At 72.7% G+C, this 19,708-nt stretch carries 17 protein-coding genes; all 17 read left to right on the top strand.

What is annotated here, in order from left to right:
* Positions 1–403: 403 nt before the first annotated feature.
* The 17 genes from infC to argH all read left to right on the top strand — a co-directional run bounded on the left by infC (position 404) and on the right by argH (position 19,572).
* Positions 404–988, top strand: a complete 585-nt coding sequence (infC, locus tag ABZ234_RS20670) for a translation initiation factor IF-3 (RefSeq protein ID WP_276567191.1) — start codon at positions 404–406, stop codon at positions 986–988.
* Positions 989–1,171: 183 nt separating this feature from the next.
* Positions 1,172–1,366, top strand: a complete 195-nt coding sequence (rpmI, locus tag ABZ234_RS20665) for a 50S ribosomal protein L35 (protein WP_267948934.1) — start codon at positions 1,172–1,174, stop codon at positions 1,364–1,366.
* Between the two features lie 168 nt (positions 1,367–1,534).
* A complete protein-coding gene (gene rplT / locus ABZ234_RS20660) occupies positions 1,535–1,906 on the top strand; it encodes a 50S ribosomal protein L20 (protein ID WP_267948935.1) in 372 nt (123 codons plus the stop codon).
* A 28-nt stretch (positions 1,907–1,934) separates the two neighbouring features.
* Positions 1,935–2,777: an RNA methyltransferase gene (locus tag ABZ234_RS20655; RefSeq protein WP_267948936.1), complete on the top strand. Its 843-nt coding sequence runs from the start codon at positions 1,935–1,937 to the stop codon at positions 2,775–2,777.
* Between the two features lie 710 nt (positions 2,778–3,487).
* Complete coding sequence (locus ABZ234_RS20650) at positions 3,488–4,549, top strand: HAMP domain-containing sensor histidine kinase (RefSeq protein WP_267950311.1); 1,062 nt, start codon at positions 3,488–3,490, stop codon at positions 4,547–4,549.
* Positions 4,550–4,727: 178 nt separating this feature from the next.
* Entirely contained in the window at positions 4,728–5,846 is a 1,119-nt protein-coding gene (gene pheS / locus ABZ234_RS20645) for a phenylalanine--tRNA ligase subunit alpha (RefSeq protein ID WP_355013143.1), read from the top strand.
* Entirely contained in the window at positions 5,846–8,335 is a 2,490-nt protein-coding gene (pheT, locus tag ABZ234_RS20640) for a phenylalanine--tRNA ligase subunit beta (RefSeq protein WP_344183848.1), read from the top strand. Before pheS ends, pheT begins: the two co-directional genes overlap by 1 nt.
* A 485-nt stretch (positions 8,336–8,820) precedes the next feature.
* Entirely contained in the window at positions 8,821–10,047 is a 1,227-nt protein-coding gene (locus ABZ234_RS20635) for an aspartate aminotransferase family protein (protein ID WP_267950312.1), read from the top strand.
* 245 nt (positions 10,048–10,292) lie between these two features.
* A complete protein-coding gene (locus ABZ234_RS20630; protein WP_267948939.1) occupies positions 10,293–10,787 on the top strand; it encodes a MarR family transcriptional regulator in 495 nt (164 codons plus the stop codon).
* Positions 10,788–10,982: 195 nt separating this feature from the next.
* Positions 10,983–12,398, top strand: a complete 1,416-nt coding sequence (locus ABZ234_RS20625; protein WP_355013142.1) for an FAD-binding oxidoreductase — start codon at positions 10,983–10,985, stop codon at positions 12,396–12,398.
* A gap of 151 nt (positions 12,399–12,549) precedes the next feature.
* Complete coding sequence (argC, locus tag ABZ234_RS20620) at positions 12,550–13,578, top strand: N-acetyl-gamma-glutamyl-phosphate reductase (RefSeq protein ID WP_267950313.1); 1,029 nt, start codon at positions 12,550–12,552, stop codon at positions 13,576–13,578.
* Positions 13,579–13,596: 18 nt separating this feature from the next.
* A complete protein-coding gene (locus ABZ234_RS20615; protein WP_355013141.1) occupies positions 13,597–14,373 on the top strand; it encodes a bifunctional ornithine acetyltransferase/N-acetylglutamate synthase in 777 nt (258 codons plus the stop codon).
* On the top strand, positions 14,370–15,374 hold the full coding sequence (gene argB, locus ABZ234_RS20610) for an acetylglutamate kinase (protein ID WP_267948942.1): 1,005 nt from the start codon (positions 14,370–14,372) through the stop codon (positions 15,372–15,374). Before ABZ234_RS20615 ends, argB begins: the two co-directional genes overlap by 4 nt.
* Positions 15,371–16,579 carry an acetylornithine transaminase gene (locus ABZ234_RS20605; RefSeq protein WP_355013140.1) on the top strand — a complete coding sequence of 403 codons (1,209 nt, stop codon included), beginning with the start codon at positions 15,371–15,373 and terminating at the stop codon, positions 16,577–16,579. The genes argB and ABZ234_RS20605 overlap by 4 nt, the downstream gene beginning before the upstream one ends.
* Positions 16,576–17,523 (top strand): ornithine carbamoyltransferase, encoded by a 948-nt coding sequence (gene argF, locus ABZ234_RS20600; RefSeq protein WP_355013139.1) that lies wholly within the window; start codon positions 16,576–16,578, stop codon positions 17,521–17,523. The genes ABZ234_RS20605 and argF overlap by 4 nt, the downstream gene beginning before the upstream one ends.
* Positions 17,520–18,053, top strand: coding sequence for an arginine repressor (locus tag ABZ234_RS20595; protein WP_267948945.1), 534 nt, complete (start codon positions 17,520–17,522; stop codon positions 18,051–18,053). Before argF ends, ABZ234_RS20595 begins: the two co-directional genes overlap by 4 nt.
* A 100-nt stretch (positions 18,054–18,153) precedes the next feature.
* Positions 18,154–19,572: an argininosuccinate lyase gene (gene argH / locus ABZ234_RS20590; protein ID WP_355013138.1), complete on the top strand. Its 1,419-nt coding sequence runs from the start codon at positions 18,154–18,156 to the stop codon at positions 19,570–19,572.
* Positions 19,573–19,708: the final 136 nt, after the last annotated feature.

Here is a 19,708-nt window from a genome sequence, read left to right as displayed (position 1 = left end):
GCGTCCGGCCGGGAGATCGCGCACAAGGGACGACAGGCTTCCGTCTGCTGCTATATTGGGAACGTAATCGACTTGGTCCGGTGTGTCTCACACCGGAGCCGCAAGCGGAGATGATCCTCCCACCTGCCGGGTACGGCTCGCGCAGGTTCCGGTTCTGGCGATGGAGAGCTCGCGCTCTTTTCGTCGGACGCCCTTGTCCGGGGCGTTCGGCGCGCGCGGTGCCCCTCGCCGGGAATATCCGATCGGATCACCCCGCTTGCACACGCTGGCGGGGTTTTCGCTTTACGGGGACCCCGACGCTATCGGGTGGCCCGACGGACTCGGGCGGCCCGGTCGAACAGATCGTCCGCCGCCTGGCGGACGGTCGGTCCCAGGTAATCCGAGAAAGCTAGGGAGGGGTCTCATCAGCGCCGAGCCCCGTATCAATGACCGCATCCGGGTGCCCGAGGTCCGTCTCGTCGGACCCAACGGTGAGCAGGTCGGAATCGTCTCCGTGCAGGACGCCCTGCGTCTGGCCCAGGAGTCCGACCTCGACCTGGTCGAGGTCGCGCCGACCGCGCGCCCGCCGGTCGCCAAGCTGATGGACTACGGCAAGTTCAAGTACGAGTCCGCGGTCAAGGCCCGCGAATCGCGCAAGAACCAGTCGAACACGATCATCAAGGAGATCAAGCTCCGCCCGAAGATCGATCCGCACGACTACGAGACCAAGAAGGGTCACGTCGTCCGGTTCCTCAAGAGCGGGGACAAGGTCAAGGTGACGATCATGTTCCGCGGCCGCGAGCAGTCCCGCCCCGAGCTGGGCCGCCGACTGCTGGCGAGGCTGGCCGAGGACGTTCAGGACCTCGGCACCGTGGAGTCGCAGCCCAAGCAGGACGGCCGCAACATGGTCATGGTGATCGGTCCGCACAAGCGGCGGTCCGAGCACAAGGCCGAGGCCCGTGCGGCGGCGGGGGACAAGACCCGCCGCGAGCAGGACGAAGCCGTCTAGCGGCGGACGTAGTCCCCCACCGCCCGGACGCCGGGAAGGCACCGGGTGGTGGGGTGGGCTGTGCGGACACGGCCAGGATGCGTCGGAGTACCGGCGCGCAGGGGTCCCCGCTGTAGCAGCGGAAGAACCGTGCCGTCCGCCTCGCGCGGGTGGCACGCCGACGGAGTAGGAGACACGGCGAACATGCCGAAGAACAAGACCCACAGTGGGGCCAAGGACCGCTTCAAGGTCACCGGCTCCGGCAAGATCATGCGCCGCCGTGCCAACAAGAACCACATCCTTGAGCACAAGACCTCCAAGCGCAAGCGCAAGCTGGGCAACGAGGCCGTGCTTTCTCCCGCGGACACCAAGAGCATCAAGAAGCTTCTCGGCAAGTAGGACCGAGGACCTTCCCCTCCCTCCCGGAAGCGCCCACGTGCGGGGTCCAGCCGGCACGGTGACGGCCCCCGGGAGGGGACAACCCGAAGCGAACACGGCCGCCGGGCTTCTCAGAGCCGGGCCGTTCGGCGCGCCGCGCGCGCCGGAAGACACAACGAGGGAGTCACAGTGGCACGCGTGAAGCGGGCTCTCAACGCCAAGAAGAAGCGCAAGGTCGTTCTCGACCGGGCGAGCGGCTACCGCGGGCAGCGTTCGCGCCTGTACCGCAAGGCCAAGGAGCAGATGCTCCACTCGATGACCTACTCCTACCGGGACCGCAAGGACCGGAAGGGGCAGTTCCGTCGCCTGTGGATCCAGCGCATCAACGCTGCCTCCCGCGCCAACGGCCTCACCTACAACCGCTTCATGCAGGGCCTGAAGCTGGCCGGCATCGAGGTCGACCGTCGCATGCTGGCCGAGCTGGCCGTCAACGACGAGGCCGCGTTCGCGACCCTGGTGGAGTCGGCCAAGAAGGCCCTCCCCACCGAGGCCGCCGCGTAACCTGTCCAGGACTGAGCAGCGAGTAGCGATGGCGAGCCACGAGTTCACGAGTATCCGGTCACCCAGGATCAAGGGGGTTCGGCGGCTCGCCAAACGCACCTTCCGCCAACGTGAGCGGCGCTTCCTCGCGGAGGGGCCGCAGGCCGTGCGGGAGGCGCTCGCCGCAGCGGACGGCGGGCGGTCCCCCCGGGGCGGGACCGCCCCCGGTGTGGTGGAGGTCTACGCCACGGCGGAGGCCATGCAGCGCCACATCGATCTGGTGGACGCCGCCCGGGAGGCGGGCGTCCCCACCCACAGGGTCAGCCTGGACGTGATGTCGGAGCTGGCCCAGACGGTGACCCCGCAGGGGATCATCGCGATCTGCGAGTTCGTCGACGTCCCCCTGAGCGAGATCGGCGACGTCCGGCTCGCGGTCGTCCTCTCCCACGTCAGGGACCCCGGGAACGCGGGCACGGTGCTGCGCACCGCCGACGCGGCCGGGGCCGACGTCGTCATCTTCACCGACGCCTCCGTCGACCCCTACAACGGCAAGTGCGTGAGGGCCTCCGCCGGGAGCCTGTTCCACCTGCCCGTGGTCGTGGGCGTGCCGGTGGCGAGCGCCGTGGACTTCCTCCACGGCAGGGGCGCCAGGGTGTGGGCCGCCGACGGCGGCGGAACGAGGGACCTCCACGGTGTCGCCGACGGCGGTGACCTGGACGGTCCGGTCGGATGGGTGTTCGGCAACGAGGCCTGGGGCCTGCCGGAGGACATCGTCGCCCTGACGGACGGAGCGGTGAGCGTTCCGATCTACGGCGGGGCCGAAAGCCTGAATCTGGCCACGGCCGCCGCGGTGTGCCTCTACACCACCGCACGGCAGCAGAGACGTTCCTGACCCCGGCCCGGGGCCATCGGATCATGCCAGCTCATACACCGGTTCATCACTCCGGGTAATCGACCCCGGGGGTGCCGAAGGCGGGTGTTCCACCCCATCCGCTCCCTGTGAGCGAGCGGTCACGGTCTGCCCCTTCCACCCGAAATGCACGTGCACGGGGCCCGAGTGCAGATAGGGTCTGACCAGGATCACGGAGGTTCGTGCGCGTCGTGCGCGGACCCGGGCCGCCCTGTCCGCGCCGCGGGCGGGGCGCCGTGCGGCACGCCGTCACCGGGCAGGGTTGACGACACCGCGTGAGCAGACCTCGCACGGGAGGGCCGACGATGCCTGTTCCCGGGCGGCGGTGCTCGCGGAGGGTGCTTGTACGCTCGTCCCCCGTCGTACGCCCCGACCCGGGCCGCAAGGCGTACCGGGTGGAAGTGCAGGGTAGACAACCTGCGGTGGTGTCCGCGGTGTTTCGCGGACACGGCCGGTCAGCGGTCCTCGGCCCAGGAGCCTGTGGTCGTGGACCTTCAAGGGGAGCGGGGAGAGGCGTGGGCAGCGGCCGGAAGGCGGATCACCCGGCGGAGGACTCGGGCGGCGGAGCCGCCCACCCGTCGGACGACCCCGGGCAGGGAGCCGACCCCGCCTCCGCCGAGGCGGCCGCGGCACGCGGAGCCTCCCCCCGGACCGGCCCCGCACCGTGGAACGAACCCCCCTCCGTCGCCCTCATGGACGTCGCCGGGGCCTCCGCGGGCCTCGCCGGAGCCCCCCTGCACGCCGACGACCTGCCCGACGGGGTCGTCGTCGCCGACGCCGCCGGCCGCGTCGTCCTCTTCAACACCCAGGCCGCGCAGCTCACCGGCGTCCCCACCGACGCGGCGCTGGGCCGCGACTACCGCGCGGTCCTGCCCCTGGTCGGCCACGACGGCCAGGACTGGTGGGAGGCCAGCGACCCCTACGGCGGCGCCCGCGACCGCGTCCGCCAGCCCGAACGGGCCCTCTTCCTGCCGGACGAGCGCGAGATACTGGTCGCCGCGCGCTACGTCCGGGCGCGGCCCGGCGGAGAGCTCGTCCGCCTGGTCCTGACCCTCCGCGACGCCTCCACCCGGGCCGAGCGCAGCCGCGCGGACCTGGTGTCGGAGGTCGCCCACGAACTGCGCTCCCCCCTGACCAGCGTCAAGGGCTTCACCTCCACCCTGCTCACCAAGTGGGAGAGGCTCACCGACAAACAGAAGCTGTTCATGCTGGAGACGGTCAACGCCGACGCCGACCGCGTCACCCGCCTCATCCACGACCTCCTCGACGTGTCCCGCATCGAGTCGGGGCGCCTGGAGATCCGCCGCCAGGTCGTCGACCTCCCCGGCGCCGTGCGCCGGGTCGTCGCCGGATACGTCGCGGCGGGCGAGTCGGAGGAGCGCTTCCGGGTCGAGGCCCGCGGAGAGCTCCCGCAGATGTGGATCGACTCCGACAAACTCCACCAGATACTGTCCAACCTCGTCGAAAACGGGGTGCGGCACGGCGCTGGTACTGTCAGTATCGTGATCGAGCCGTGCGAGGGAGGAACAGCGGTGTCGGTGCGCGACGAAGGCCAGGGCATAGCGCCCGAGACCATTCCGCGCGTCTTCCGCCAGTTCTGGCGCAGCAAGCGCCGGAGCGGGACCGGCCTCGGCCTGTTCATCGTCAAGGGCCTCGTCGAGGCCCACGGCGGCACGATCACCGTCGGACGCGCCCCCAGCGGCGGCGCGGAGTTCCGATTTACCATGCCCGCCGGGACGCCCGAGTTCGTCTGAGCCCTCAGACCTCCAGCGCCCCCGGTGGGCTCCACGGCGTGTCCCGGACCCGGCAACAGGTCCTTACCCGGGCATGCTCGACATCCGCCTGTGCTCTTCTGTCGGCTTCGTCCGCCCCGTCGCGGACCGTGACTGCCGCCCGACCCCTTGGCGGGGAACGGCGGCGAGGCAACCAACCATGTCTGCACCGAACAATTCCTTCGACCCGGTCGAGGTGACCCCCCTGCACCCCGACGAGGTCGCCCGCATGCGCGAGGAGGCGCTGGCCGCCATCGAGGCGGCCGGCGACCTCGCCGAACTCAAGGAGGTCCGGCTCGCACACGCCTCGGACCGCTCCCCGCTGGCCCTGGCCAACAGGGAGATCGGCGCCCTGCCGCCGGCCGCGAAGGCCGACGCGGGCAAGCGCGTGGGCGGTGCCCGCCGCGACGTCGGCCAGGCGCTCAAAGCCCGCCAGGCCGTCCTGGAGACCGAGCGCGACGAGCGGGTCCTCATCGAGGAGCGCGTCGACGTCACCCTGCCGTGGGACCGCGCACCGCGCGGCGCCCGCCACCCGCTGACCACCGTCGCCGAGCGCATGGCCGACATCTTCGTCGGCCTGGGGTTCGAGGTCGCCGAGGGCCCCGAGGTCGAGGCCGAGTGGTTCAACTTCGACGCGCTCAACTTCCAGCCCGACCACCCCGCCCGCACCATGCAGGACACCTTCTTCGTCGAGGGGCCCGACGGCGGCGGGTCCGGCCTGGTCATGCGTACCCACACCTCGCCGGTGCAGGTCCGCGCGCTGCTGTCGCGCGAGCTGCCGGTGTACGTGGTCGCCCCCGGGAAGACCTTCCGCACCGACGAGCTGGACGCCACCCACAGTCCGGTCTTCCACCAGCTGGAGGGCCTGGTCGTCGACCGGGGCATCACGCTCGCGCACCTGCGCGGCGCCATCGACGCCTTCGTCGAGAACATGTTCGGGGCGGGCCTGCGGACCCGCTTCCGCGCCTCCTACTTCCCGTTCACCGAGCCCTCCGCCGAGGTGGACATGGAGTGCTTCGTCTGCCGCGGCGCGTCCGTGGGCGACCCGGACGCACCGTGCCGTACCTGCTCCAGCGAGGGCTGGATCGAGATCGGCGGCTGCGGAGTGGTCAACCCGCGCGTGCTCACCGCCGCCGGAGTGGACCCGGAGGTCTACAGCGGCTGGGCCTTCGGCCTGGGAATCGAACGGACACTGATGTTCGCGCACGGCGTGCGCGACATGCACGACATGGTCGAGGGCGACATCCGCTTCACCTCGGCGTTCGGGAGTGAGAACTGATGCGCGTCCCCCTTTCCTGGCTGCGTGAGTACGTCGACCTCCCGGCCGACGTCACCGCGCGCGCCCTCGCCGACCGGCTGACCCTGGCCGGCCTGGAGGTCGAGACCGTCGACGAGCTCGGCTCCGACGTCAAGGGCCCCGTCGTCTACGGCCGTGTGCTGGAGATCGAGGAGCTCACCGGCTTCAAGAAGCCCATCCGCCACTGCCGCGTGGACGTCGGCGACGCCAACGGCACCGGCGAGCCGCAGGAGATCATCTGCGGCGCCCGCAACTTCGCGGAGGGCGACCTCGTCGTCACGAGCCTGCCCGGGGCGGAGCTGGCCGGCGGGTTCCGGATCGGAGCGCGCAAGACCTACGGCAGGATGTCCGCGGGCATGATCTGCTCGGCCTCCGAGCTGGGCCTGTGGGACGACCACAGCGGCATCATCGTGCTCCCCGAGGGCTTCGGCGCCCCGGGCGAGGACGCCATCGGCCCCCTGGGCCTGCGCGAGGACGTTCTCGACATCGCCGTCACCCCCGACCGGGGCTACGCGCTGTCCCTGCGCGGCGTCGCCCGCGACACCGCCGCCCTCTACGGGGTGGACTTCCGCGACCCCGCCGACGTCGCCGTCGCCGCACCCACCGGCGAGGGCCCGGCGGCCGAGGTCGACCCGGCGCTGTGCGACCGCTACGTCCTGCGCGGCGCCACGGGGTTCGACCCCGGCGCGCCCACCCCGCTGTGGATGAAGCGCCGCCTCCACCAGAGCGGCGTACGGCCGATCTCCCTGGCCGTCGACGTCACCAACTACGTGATGCTCGAGCTCGGGCAGCCCCTGCACGCCTGGGACCGGGCCGCCCTGCGCGGTCCGCTGCGGGTCCGGGCCGCCGGGGCGGGGGAGAAGCTGGAGACCCTGGACCACGTCCAGCGCTCCCTCGACCCCGACGACATCGTCATCGCCGACGACAGCGGGCCGGTCAACATCGCCGGCGTCATGGGCGGCCTGACCACGGAGATCTCCTCCACCAGCACGGAGGTGCTGGTCGAGGCGGGCCACTTCGACGCCATGCACATCGCCCGCGCCTCGCGGCGCCACCAGCTGTCCTCGGAGTCCTCCCGCCGCTTCGAGCGCGGCGTCGACTCCGCCGTACAGCTGGTCGCGGCCACGCGCGCGGCCGAACTCCTCGCCGAGCTGGGCGGCGCCGCGGTCGAGACGGCCTACACCCACATCGACCGGACCGCCGAGCGCGAGCCCGTCACCGTGCGGGCCTCGCACGCGGGCTCCGTCGCCGGCGTGGACTACCCCGAGGGCACCGCCCGGACGTGGCTGCGGCGCATCGGCTGCCGTGTCGAGGAGGAGGGCGACCTCCTCCGGGTCACCCCGCCCTCCTGGCGGCCCGACCTCACCGACCCCAACGACCTCGCCGAGGAGGTCATCCGCTTCGAGGGCTACGAGAACATCCCCTCGATCCCGCCGCGCGCCAGGAGCGGGCGCGGACTCACCGCCGGGCAGCGCCTGCGCCGTGCGGTCGGCCGCACCCTCGCCGACGCCGGGTACCACGAGGTGCTCAACTACCCGTTCGTGGGCGAGCGCGACCTCGACGGCCTCCAGCTCCCCGCCGACGACGGGCGCCGCGCCGCCCTGCGCCTGGCCAACCCCCTCAACGAGGAGGAGCCGCTGCTGCGCACCACGCTGCTGCCGGGCCTGTTCAAGGCGTTGGCCCGCAACGTGGGACGGGGCTTCGCCGACGTGGCGCTGTTCGAGACGGGCCTGGTCTACCGGCCCCGCCAGGGGGCCGGCCGGGCCCCGCTGCTGCCGGTGGACCGCGGTCCGGGGGCCGACGAGCTCGCCGAGATCGACGCGGCCGTGCCCGAGCAGCCGCGCCGTGTGGGGGCGGTGCTGGCCGGCGACTTCGAGCGGGCCGGATGGTGGGGGCCCGGCCGCGCGGCGACGTGGGCCGACGCGGTCCAGGCCGCCCGGGACGTCGCACGGACCGCCGGGGTCGAGCTGGAGGTCGAGGCCGACCAGCACGCCCCCTGGCACCCGGGCCGCTGCGCCGCGCTCTACGTGCGGGTCGGGGGCGAGCGCCTGCTCGTCGGACACGCGGGCGAGCTCCACCCGCGCACGGTGAAGGCGTTCGGGCTGCCCGAGCGGGCCGCTGCGGTCGAGGTCGACCTGGACCGGATCGAGCGCGCCCGCCCGCCGGTCGTCGCCCCCGAGGTGTCCACCTACCCGGTCGCCACCCAGGACGTGGCGCTGGCCGTGGACGCGTCGGTCCCGGTCGGCCTCGTCAGCGCGGCCCTGGCGGAGGGCGCGGGCGAGCTGCTGGAGAGCGTGCGGCTGTTCGACGTCTACACGGGGGAGCAGGTCGGGGAGGGGCGCAAGTCCGTCGCCTTCACCCTGCGGTTCCGTGCGGGGGACCGGACGCTGACGGCGGAGGAGGCGGGCGCGGCCCGCGACGCCGCCGTGGCCCTGGCGGCCGAGCGCACCGGCGCCGTCCTGCGCGGCTGACGACCGCGGCGCCCGGGTCGGCGGACCCGTTCCCGGGCGCCGGGAGGCGGGGCCGGCCACTTCCGTGAAGGGAGTGACCGGCCCCGCTCCTCTGTGTTAAGACAGTGCTGCGGGACGTCGTCACCGCGGCTCGCCTGTTGCGAAACGCCTCGTGGGGGAGCCCGGATTCCAGACTATTTTCAGCCCTGTTTTTCCAGCCCAGTAAGGGTTTTGGTGCCAACCCCCCCGGGTAACCGGAATGAAGTTTGGGTTTCGGGGCATGAATCTTCGTTTTGGCTCTTGCTGTGAGGTGGGTCGCAAGCTTAGCCTGCAAGCACCTGCCGCACCCGGGCGCCCGGTGCAGGTCGGATCAACCTGAGTTTTCCGCTGCGCGCTTGCGCATGACACGGCTCGGAGGTCGCCATATGACCGAAACGGTTGTCTCGTCCGCGCTCACTCCCAAGGAACACGGGGAGCCCAGCCGTCTCTGGCACACGTTCTGCGACATGAACACCGTGGCCAGGGGCCCCGAATTCATGGTGGCCCGCGCCGAGGGCGTGTGGCTGTGGGACGCGTCCGGGGACCGGTACCTCGACGGCACGGCCAGCCTCTGGTACTGCAACGTCGGGCACGGACGCACCGAGATCGCGGACGCCGTCCACCGCCAGATCAGCACCCTGGACGCCTACACCGTCTACGGGGACTTCTCCAACGGCCCCGCCGTGGAGCTCAGCGAGCGACTGGCCGCCCACGCGCCGGTCGCCGACCCCCGGGTGATCCTCACCTCCGGGGGCGGGGAGGCCATCGAGACCGCCGCCAAGCTCGCCCGCCGCTACTGGGCGGTCACGGGACAGCCCGGGCGCACGCATCTCATCAGCCGGACCGGCGGCTACCACGGGCTGCACGGCTTCGGGACGAGCATCTCCGGCATGGACCGCTTCCGCCACGGCTACGGCAGGGTGGTCGAGGACACCTCGGTGGTGCCGCACGACTCGGCGGCGGCGCTGGAGGCCGAGATCCTGCGTGTGGGGCCGGAGCGGGTCGCGGCCTACTTCGCGGAGCCGGTGATCGGCTCGGGCGGCGTCTACCCGCCCCGGGAGGACTACTTCACCGAGGTCGCCCGGATCTGCCGCAAGTACGGTGTGCTGTTCGTCGTCGACAGCGTCATCTGCGGCTTCGCCCGCCTGGGCAACTGGTTCGGTATCGAGCGGTTCGGGGTGAGCCCGGACATGGTGGTGTTCGCCAAGGGCGTCTCCAGCGGCTACCTGCCCCTGGGCGGCATCGTCGTCGGCGGACGCGTGGCCGACCCGTTCTACAACGGCGAGGGCAACGCGTTCATGCACGGGACCACCTACGCCGGGCACCCGACGGCATGTGCCGCGGCCATGGCCAACCTGGACATCCTGGAGCGCGAGGACCTCTTCACGGTGTCGCTGGAGGTGGAGCGGCACCTGGACGTCGCCCTGCAGGGGCTCGCCTCCCACCCGCTGGTGGCCGAGGTGCGCTCCGGGGTCGGCGTGATGGGTGCGGTCGAACTCACGGAGGAGGCGCTGAGCGGCCGGGGGATCACCACGGCCGAGGTGTTCGCCGAGGCACGGGCCCGGGGTGTCATCGTGCGCGCGATCCCCACGTCGCTCCTGGTCTCGCCGCCACTGGTCATCACCTGGGAGCAGATCGACCACCTGGTCTCCACGCTCTCCGCCGCGCTGGACGCGGTGGCCGCCCGCCACTGAGGACCGGGTCCCGCCCCATCCGGGGGGTGCGGCGGGACCCGGTCGAAGACGAGGGGGACGCACCCGAGGGGGTCCGTTCCCGACCACCACGCCTGGTACGTCGCGCCGACGTACCGGGCGTGACGCGTATCCGCGGAAAAAAACCTGTGCCACATCTCAGACTTCGAGTAATGTTTACTGGGAAGATATTTCTTGAGGGTGAGATGCGCATCGGCGTCCGCCCCGGGACGGACAGGGAGTGGGCCATGACGACACAGCCGATCGACGCCGCGGCGGGCGCGGGCGACGACACGCCGGGCGACGACGACCTCATCACCGCCTGGGGCCTGGTCCACGAGGCGATGAACGTCGTCGAGCCCAAGCTCCTGGGCGGTATAACCCCGGACGGCAAGGACATGGCGGGGCCGTGGTTCGAGGTCCTGATCCGGCTCCAGCGCACCCCCGGGCACCGCCTGCCGATGAGCCGCCTGGCCCGCGAGGTCAGCCTGAGCACGGGCGGCTTCACCAAGCTCGCCGACCGGCTGGAGCGCGAGGGCTACCTCATGAGGGAGAACTGCTCCTCCGACCGCCGGGTCGTCTACGCCGCGCTCACCGAGCAGGGGCTGGACTTCATCGGCAGGGCGCGGACCAGGCACGTCGAGAGGCTCCGCAAGCACGTGCTCGCACCTCTGGGAGCCGAGGGGGTCCGGCAGCTCGCCGTCATCGCGCGCACTCTCCGTGACAGCTCGTGTGGAGAATGAGTACCGCGTGTCGGAACGCTGCGTAACCGAAGCTTCGCTCTCGGGGCGGGCGCGTCCGCGGGGCGGAGGGGAAACATCCCATGGATCGACGTTCCCGTGTAGGTTGGCGGGAGTTCGTGGGTCCCGCGCGGGGATGGGCCGTGGGCACGCAAGGTTCCGGGGGGAATGATGAGACCGTTCACCACTGCGGCGCAGATGAGGCCGATTCCCCGGTCCTCACGATTCGCGAACGGGGGCGTTTCCTTCTGGTTCCGGGACATCGGGCTCCCCGAGCGCAGACCGGCCCTCCCCGGGGCCGCCGACTACGACGTCTGCGTGGTCGGAGCCGGTTACACGGGCCTGTGGACCGCCTACTACCTCAAGAAGGCGCAGCCGGATCTGCGGGTGGCCGTCGTCGAACGTGAGTTCGCAGGGTTCGGCGCCTCGGGTCGTAACGGAGGGTGGCTCTCGGCGGAGTTCTCCGGTTCCCGCGAACGCTACGCGCAGTCACACGGCAAGTCCTCGATGATCGCCCTCCAGCGGGTCATGATGGAGACCGTGAACGAGGTGGTCTCCGTCACGGAGGCCGAGGGGGTCGACGCCGACCTCGTGCGCGGCGGCATGCGCCTGGTCGCCACGAACGCGGCGCAGCAGGAGCGCCTGACGGCCGAGATCGAGTACCTGCAGGAGTGGGGCTACTGGCCCGACGACATCCACCTCCTCGCGCACGACCACGAGCCGCGGCTGTCCGTGGCCGGGGCCGTCGCCTCGGCCCACTCCCCGCACGCCGCGCGCGTGCACCCCGCCAAGCTGGTCACGGGTCTGGCCCGGGTGGTGGCCGGCCTGGGCGTCGACATCTTCGAGGACACGGCGGTCGAGGAGATCCGGCCCCGCCGGGGCGCGGCCCGCCCCGCGGTCGTCACCGACCACGGCACGGTCACCGCCGACCACGTCGTCCGCGCGACCGAGGGCTTCACCTCCGCCCTGCGCGGTCAGCGCCGCGAGTGGATCCCCATGCGCTCCTCGATGATCGTCACGGAGCCGGTGCCCGCCGAACTGTGGGAGAAGATCGGCTGGGAGGGGCGCGAGGTCCTGGGCGACGCGGCCCACGCCTACGTCTACGCCCAGCGCACGGCGGACGACCGCATCGCCATCGGCGGACGCGGGGTGCCGCACCGCCCCGGAGCCGGCCAGGACGGCTCCACCCCGCCGCAGGAGATCGCCGACCTGTGGCGCGCACTCACCCGGATGTTCCCCGACGTGGCCGACGTGCCCGTCGAGCACGCCTGGTCCGGGCTGCTCGGGGTCCCGCGCGACTGGTGCCCGAGCGTGCACATGGACACCGGCTCCGGCCTGGGCTGGGCCGGCGGATACGCGGGCAGCGGGGTGGCCGCGGCCAACCTCGCCGGCCGCACGCTGCGCGACCTGGTCCTGGGCCGCCGGACGGAGCTGACCCGCCTGCCGTGGGTCGGCCACCAGGTGCGGGGCTGGGAGCCCGAGCCCCTGCGCTGGGCGGGCACGAGGGTCGTCCACGGCCTCTACCGCACCGCGGACCGCCGCGAGTCCCGGACCGAGGACAAGGGGCACACCTCCCGCCTCGCGGGCATCGCCACCCGCATCGCACGCCGCTGAGACCGCACGGAGCCGCCCGGCGGCCCCGTGCCGCGTCCCGTTCCTTCCCCCCGGTCCCGCTCCTCCTCCCGGGGGGGCGCTCCGAACTGGGTTGCATAAATTTGCAGTGGGATGCATGATAGTCCAGTCAGACGAGACGAGGGGGAGCGGCATGGGATACAGCGCGGCGATCGCCGGGGCCAGCGGCTACGCGGGGGGCGAGCTGCTCCGACTGCTCCTCGGCCACCCCGAGATCGAGATCGGCGCGGTCACCGCCGCCAAGAACGCCGGGACCCCGCTCATCCGACACCAGCCGCACCTGCTGCCCCTGGCCGACCGCGTCCTGGCCCCCACCGACATCGACGCGCTGAGCGGACACGACATCGTGTATCTCGCGCTGCCGCACGGCCAGTCCGCCGACATCGCGCAGCAGCTCGGCGACGACGTCCTCGTCGTCGACTGCGGAGCCGACTTCCGCCTCGAGGACGCCGCCGCGTGGGAACGCTTCTACGGAACCCCCCACGCCGGCACCTGGCCCTACGGCCTCCCGGAGCTCCCCGGGCAGCGCGACCGGCTCGCCGGGGCCCGCCGCGTCGCCGTTCCCGGCTGCCACGTCACCGTCGCCACCCTGGGCCTGTTCCCCGGACTGGCCGAGCAGCTCGTCGAGCCGGACCTGACCGTCGTCGCGGTCACCGGAACCTCCGGCGCCGGCAAGGCGCCCAAGCCCAACCTCGTGGGCAGCGAGGTCATGGGCGCGCTCAGCCCCTACGGGGTCGGCGGCGCCCACCGGCACAACCCCGAGATCGTCCAGAACCTCACCGCCGTCACCGGCGAGCCGGTCCGGCTCTCCTTCACCCCGGTCCTCGCGCCGCTGCCCCGCGGGATCCTCGCCACCTGCACCGCGCCCCTGCGCCCCGGCACCACCGCCGACCAGGTCCGAGCCGCCTACGAGACCGCCTACGCGGACGAGCCCTTCGTCCACCTGCTCCCCGAGGGGACCTGGCCCAGCACCGCCATGACGCTGGCCGCCAACACCACCCTCGTGCAGGTCACCGTCGACCCCGCGGCGGGCCGCATGGTGGCGGTCGCCGCCCTGGACAACCTCACCAAGGGCACCGCGGGCGGCGCCGTCCAGAGCACCAACATCGCCCTCGGACTGCCCGAGACCGCCGGCCTGCCGCTCGCAGCGGTCGCCCCCTAGGACGAGGACCACACCACCGTGAGCGTCACCGCACCCCTCGGGTTCCGCGCCGCCGGAGTCGTCTCCGGAGTGAGGGCGGACGGAGCCCGGGACGTCGCCGTCGTCATCAACGACGGTCCCTCCCGAGCCGCGGGAGCCGTCCTCACCGGCTCGGCCGACCCGGCGGCTCCGGTCCTGTGGACCCGCCAGGTCGTCTCCGGCGGACGCGTGCGCGCCGCCGCCCTCAACTCGGGCGGGGCCAACGCGGGCACGGGCCCCCTCGGATTCCAGGACGCCCACGCCCTGGCCGAGCACACCGCGAACCTGCTCGGCGACTCCGCCGCCGAGATCGTCCTGTGCTCGGCCGGGCCCGTCGGCGCCCGCCTCCCCCTGGACGCCGTGCGGACGGGCCTCACCGCTGCCGTGGCCGAGGCCGGCCGGAGCGGAGGGCTGCACGCCGCCGACGCCGTGCGCACCACGGACACCGTCGTCAAGATCGCCTTCAGGCGTGCCGACGGCCACACCGTCGGCGCCATGGCCAAGGGCCCCGACGCCTCCCTCTCCACCGGGCTGTACGTCCTGACGACCGACGCCGACATCACCGGTGAGCAGTGCGGACGCCTGCTCGCCGACGCCGCGGGCAAGACCCTCGGCCCGCTGACCGCCACCAACGACACGGTGCTGCTCATGGCCAGCGGCGCCAGCGGCACCACTCCCGACGAGGACACCCTCGCCGCACTGCTCACCGAGGTGCTCGCAGAGCTGGCCGCCCAGGTCGGCGCCGACACCCCCGACACCGACGAGAACCCGACATGATCGCGCGCTCAGCACATCCGACAGCGGACCAGGCCCAGGCCATCGACAAGGCGTCCCACCTCATCGAGGCCCTGCCCTGGCTCTCCCGCTTCCACGGCCGCACGGTCGTGGTCAAGTACGGCGGCAACGCCATGATCAGCGAGGAGCTGCGGGTCCGCTTCGCAGAGTCCATCGTCTTCCTGTACTACGCGGGCCTGCGCCCCGTCGTGGTCCACGGCGGCGGCCCCCAGATCAGCGCACAGCTGGCCCTGGCCGGGGTCGAGTCCACCTTCACCGCCGGACTGCGCGTCACCACCGACGAGGCCATGGACATCGTCCGCATGGTCCTCACCGGCCAGGTCAACCGCGAGATCGTGGGACTCGTCAACCAGCACGGACCCTTCGCCGTGGGCATGTCGGGGGAGGACGCCAACCTCCTCGTCGCCGAGCGCAAGAGCGTCGAGGTGGACGGGGAGGCGGTCGACATCGGCCGCGTCGGCGAGATCACCGAGGTCCACCCCGGTGCCGTCGCGGCGCTCATCGCCGACGGCCGCATCCCCGTGGTCTCCAGCGTCGCCCGCGCGGACGACGGCGGCGTCTACAACGTCAACGCCGACACCGCCGCGTCCGCCCTCGCGGTCGCGCTCGGCGCCAGCAAGCTCATCGTGCTCACCGACGTCGAGGGCTTGTTCGCCGACTTCCCGGCCAACACCGAGCTGATCAGCAGACTCGCCGTCGAGGAGCTCAGGGAGCTGCTGCCCTCCCTCTCGTCGGGGATGCTCCCCAAGATGGAGGCCTGCCTGCACGCCGTCGAGGGCGGCGTCCCCCAGGCCCACATCATCGACGGCCGCGTGCCCCACTCCCTTCTCCTGGAGGTCTTCACCGACCAGGGCGTCGGCACCATGGTCGCCGACGAGAGGCTGGAGGCCGGGCTCACCGGGAACGGACACGTCCCGCGTCCGGGGCACACCGCCGACACCGCAACCACCACCGCCGTCACGAACGCAGGAGGCGCACAGTGACCAGCAGTTCCACCCTGCGCGAGCGCTTCGCCGCCTCGCTCATGCCCAACTACGGCGTCCCGCCCGTGGTCCTCACCCTCGGCCGCGGCTGCGAGGTCTACGACGCCGACGGGCGCCAGTACCTCGACCTCATCGCCGGGATCGCCGTGTCCAGCCTCGGACACGGCCACCCCGCCATGGTCAAGGCGGTCGCGCACCAGGCCGCGACCCTCGCCCACACCAGCAACCTGTTCGTCCACGAGCGGGAGGTCGAACTCGCCGAGCGCCTCGTGGGGCTGCTCGGCGGGGACGCCAAGGTCTTCTTCGCCAACTCCGGCACCGAGGCCAACGAGGCCGCCCTCAAGCTGGTCAAGCGCGCGGCCGGCCCCGGACGCCACTACTTCGTCGCCGCGTCCCACGGGTTCCACGGACGCACCTCCGGCTCCCTCGCCCTCACCGGCAAGGACTCCATCCGCGAGCCCTTCGGGCCGTTCGGCATGGACGTGCGCTTCGTCCCCCACGGGGACCTGGACGCGCTCCGCGACGCCGTCGACGAGTCCTGCGTCGCCGTGTTCACCGAGCCCACCCAGGGCGAGGCCGGGGTCGTCCCCGCGCCCGAGGGCTACCTCGCCGGCGTCCGCGAGATCTGCGACGCCACGGGCGCCGCCTTCGTCCTGGACGAGATCCAGAGCGGCATCGGCCGCACCGGCGCGTGGTTCGCCCACCAGGCCGAGGACGTGCGGCCCGACGTGCTCACCCTCGCCAAGGGCCTGGGCGGCGGACTGCCCATCGGCGCGTGCGTCGGCTTCGGCGACCACGCCGACGCGTTCCACAAGGGCGACCACGGCTCCACCTTCGGCGGGAACCCCGTCGCCTGCGCCGCCGCCCTCGCCGTCATCGACACCATCGAGAACGAGGGGCTGCTGGCCCACACCGCCGTCATGGGCGACCTGCTCGCCGAGCAGCTCGACGGCATCGACCACCCCCTGCTCGCCGGACAGCGCGGCAGCGGGCTGTGGCGGGCGCTGGAGCTGTCCGGCCCGCACGCCGCGCACGTGCAGGAGCAGGCCGCCGTCCGCGGGTTCCTCGTGAACGCGGTGGCCCCCGACGCGGTGCGGATCGCCCCGCCCCTGGTCATCACCCCCGAACAGATCGGCGTGTTCATCGAGGCACTGCCGACCATCCTGGACGCGGCGGAGGCCGCGGCGACGAAGGAGCAGCAGTGACCCGCCACTTCCTGCGCGACGACGACCTGACCCCGGACGAGCAGGCCAGGGTCCTCGACCTCGCCGACGACATGAAGAAGGACCGCTTCGGCCACCGGCCGCTCGCCGGCCCGCGCACCGTCGCCCTGATCTTCGACAAGCCGTCCACACGGACCCGCCTGTCCTTCAGCGTCGGCGTCGCCGACCTCGGCGGCAGCCCGCTCGTCCTGGACTCCGGCAGCACCCAGATGGGCCGCGGCGAACCCCTGGAGGACACCGCCCGGGTCCTGGAGCGCCAGGTCGCCGCCGTCGTCTGGCGCACCTTCGCCCAGAAGGACCTGGAGACCCTGGCGGCCCACATCTCCGTCCCGGTGGTCAACTCGCTCACCGACGAGTTCCACCCCTGCCAGATCCTCGCCGACCTCCAGACGATCCGCGAGCACAAGGGGAGCCTGGCCGGGCTCACCCTCGCCTACCTCGGCGACGGCGCCAACAACATGGCCCACTCCTACCTGCTGGGCGGCGCGACCGCCGGACTCCACGTCCGCGTCGGCGCCCCCGACGGCTACCGTCCCGATCCCGGGGTGCTCGCCCGTGCCGCCCGGATCGCGGAGCGGACCGGCGGGTCGGTCGCGGTCATGACCGACCCCCGGGAGGCCGCGGACGGCGCCGACGTCCTGGCCACCGACACCTGGGTCTCCATGGGACAGGAGGACGAGGCGGGCGACCGCGAGGCGCCCTTCCGCCCCTACATCGTCGACACCGCTCTGCTGTCCGCCGCCGCACCCGAGGCGATCGTCCTGCACTGCCTGCCCGCCTACCGGGGCAAGGAGATCTCGGCCGAGGTCATCGACGGCCCCCGCAGCGTCGTGTGGGACGAGGCCGAGAACCGCCGCCACGCCCAGAAGGCGCTCCTCGCCTTCCTGCTCGAATCCAGTGACGCGCCCGGCCCCGAACAGCGATGACGGGGGAGATCGGCGGCAGCGCGCCGATGACCAAGGCGGCCAGGCACGCGCGGATCACCGACGTCCTCACCCGGGAGGACGTCCGGTCCCAGGGCGAGCTGGCCCGGCGCCTCGCCGAGGCCGGGGTCCAGGTCACCCAGGCCACGCTGTCCAGGGACCTGGACGAGCTGGGCGCGGTCAAGCTCCGCACGGCCGCGGGCCACCTCGCGTACGTGCTCCCCGGCGAGGGGGGCGAACGCCTCCAGCGCACCCGCCCCGACAGCCTCGACCTCGAACAGGTCTCCGGCGCGCGGCTCACCCGTCTGGCCGAGGACCTGCTGGTCTCGGCGGAGGCCTCCGCCAACATGGTGATCGTCCGCACCCCGCCCGGTGCGGCGCAGTACCTGGCGTCGGCCATCGACCACACCGACTTCCACGCCATCCTGGGCACCATCGCGGGGGACGACACCATCATGGTGATCTCCCGCGACCCCCAGGGGGGCGAGGAGCTGGCCGCCGCCCTCCTGCGGCTGGCGGACCGCAGACCGTAGCCGCGACCGCGCGGACGGGACCGCGCGTCCCGGCAGGAGACACCCCGGCGGTGCGGGGCCCCGGCCCCGCACCCCGCCCACACACGTCAAGGAGACCACCATGGCCGACCAGCCCGAGGCGCTGCGCCTGTGGGGAGGCCGCTTCGAGGGCGGCCCCGACCAGGCCCTGGCACGGCTGTCGCTGAGCACCCACTTCGACTGGCGGCTCGCACGCCACGACATCGCCGGCTCGCGTGCCCACGCCCGGGCCCTGCACCGCGCGGGCCTGCTCGACGAGGACGAGCTGGACCGCATGATCGCCGGCCTGGACAGGTTGGAGGCCGACGTGGCCTCCGGGGAGTTCACGCCCGTCCTGGAGGACGAGGACGTGCACACCGCCCTGGAGCGCGGCTTCATCGAGCGGGTCGGCGCCGAGCTCGGGGGCCGCCTGCGCGCCGGGCGCTCCCGCAACGACCAGATCGCCACCCTCGTGCGCATGTACCTGCGCGAGGAGGCCCGCGAGATCGCCGACCAGCTGCTGGACCTGGTCCAGGCCCTGGCCGACCAGGCCGGCGCCCACCCCGGCGCGGCCATGCCCGGCCGCACCCACCTCCAGCACGCCCAGCCGGTCCTGCTCGCCCACCACCTGATGGCCCACGCCTGGCCGCTGCTGCGCGACATCGAGCGGCTGCGCGACTGGGACCGCCGCGCCGCGGTGTCCCCCTACGGCTCCGGCGCGCTCGCGGGCTCGTCCCTGGGCCTGGACCCGCGCGCCGTCGCCGAGGAGCTGGGGTTCCCCGACTCGGTGGAGAACTCGATCGACGGCACCGCCGCCCGCGACGTCGTCGCCGAGTTCGCCTTCGTCACCGCGATGATCGGCGTCGACCTGTCCCGCCTCTCGGAGGAGGTCATCCTGTGGGCGACGAAGGAGTTCTCCTTCGTCACGCTGGACGACGCCTTCTCCACCGGCTCGTCGATCATGCCGCAGAAGAAGAACCCCGACGTCGCCGAGCTCGCGCGCGGCAAGGCGGGCCGGCTCGTCGGCGACCTCACCGGCCTGCTGACCACCCTCAAGGGCCTGCCGCTCGCCTACAACCGGGACCTCCAGGAGGACAAGGAGCCGGTGTTCGACGCGGTCGACACCCTCCACCTGCTGCTGCCCGCGATGACGGGCATGGTCGCCACCCTGACCTTCCACACCGACCGGATGGCCGAGCTGGCGCCGCAGGGCTTCTCCCTGGCCACCGACATCGCGGAGTGGCTGGTGCGCGAGCGGGTGCCGTTCCGCGAGGCGCACGAGATCGCGGGCACCTGCGTGCGGGTGTGCGAGGAGCGCGGCATCGACCTGCCCGACCTGGCGGACGAGGACTTCGCCGCGATCTCCGCGCACCTGACGCCGGCGGTGCGCGAGGTCCTCACCGTCAGCGGATCGCTGGCCTCCCGCTCGGGGCGCGGCGGAACCGCCCCGGTCCGGGTCGCCGAGCAGCTGGAGAAGCTGCGCGCCGGCGTCGAGGAGCACCGCAAGGCCTTCCGGCCCTAGGCCGCGGCGCGGTCCGCGGGTCGTTCCGGGCTCGCGGTGGTCGTCGGGGACGTGCGGCGCGGGGCCGTCCACGGGTTCGTCGGTGAGCCCTGCGAACACGCGCCCGTCCGTCTGGGGCAGGGCAAAGACGAAGCGG

The organism is Nocardiopsis sp. NPDC006198 (assembly GCF_040613895.1).
Classification (GTDB): domain Bacteria; phylum Actinomycetota; class Actinomycetes; order Streptosporangiales; family Streptosporangiaceae; genus Nocardiopsis; species Nocardiopsis tropica.
Note: the sequence above shows the minus strand (reverse complement) of the source record. Positions and strands in the feature narration are given on the sequence as shown.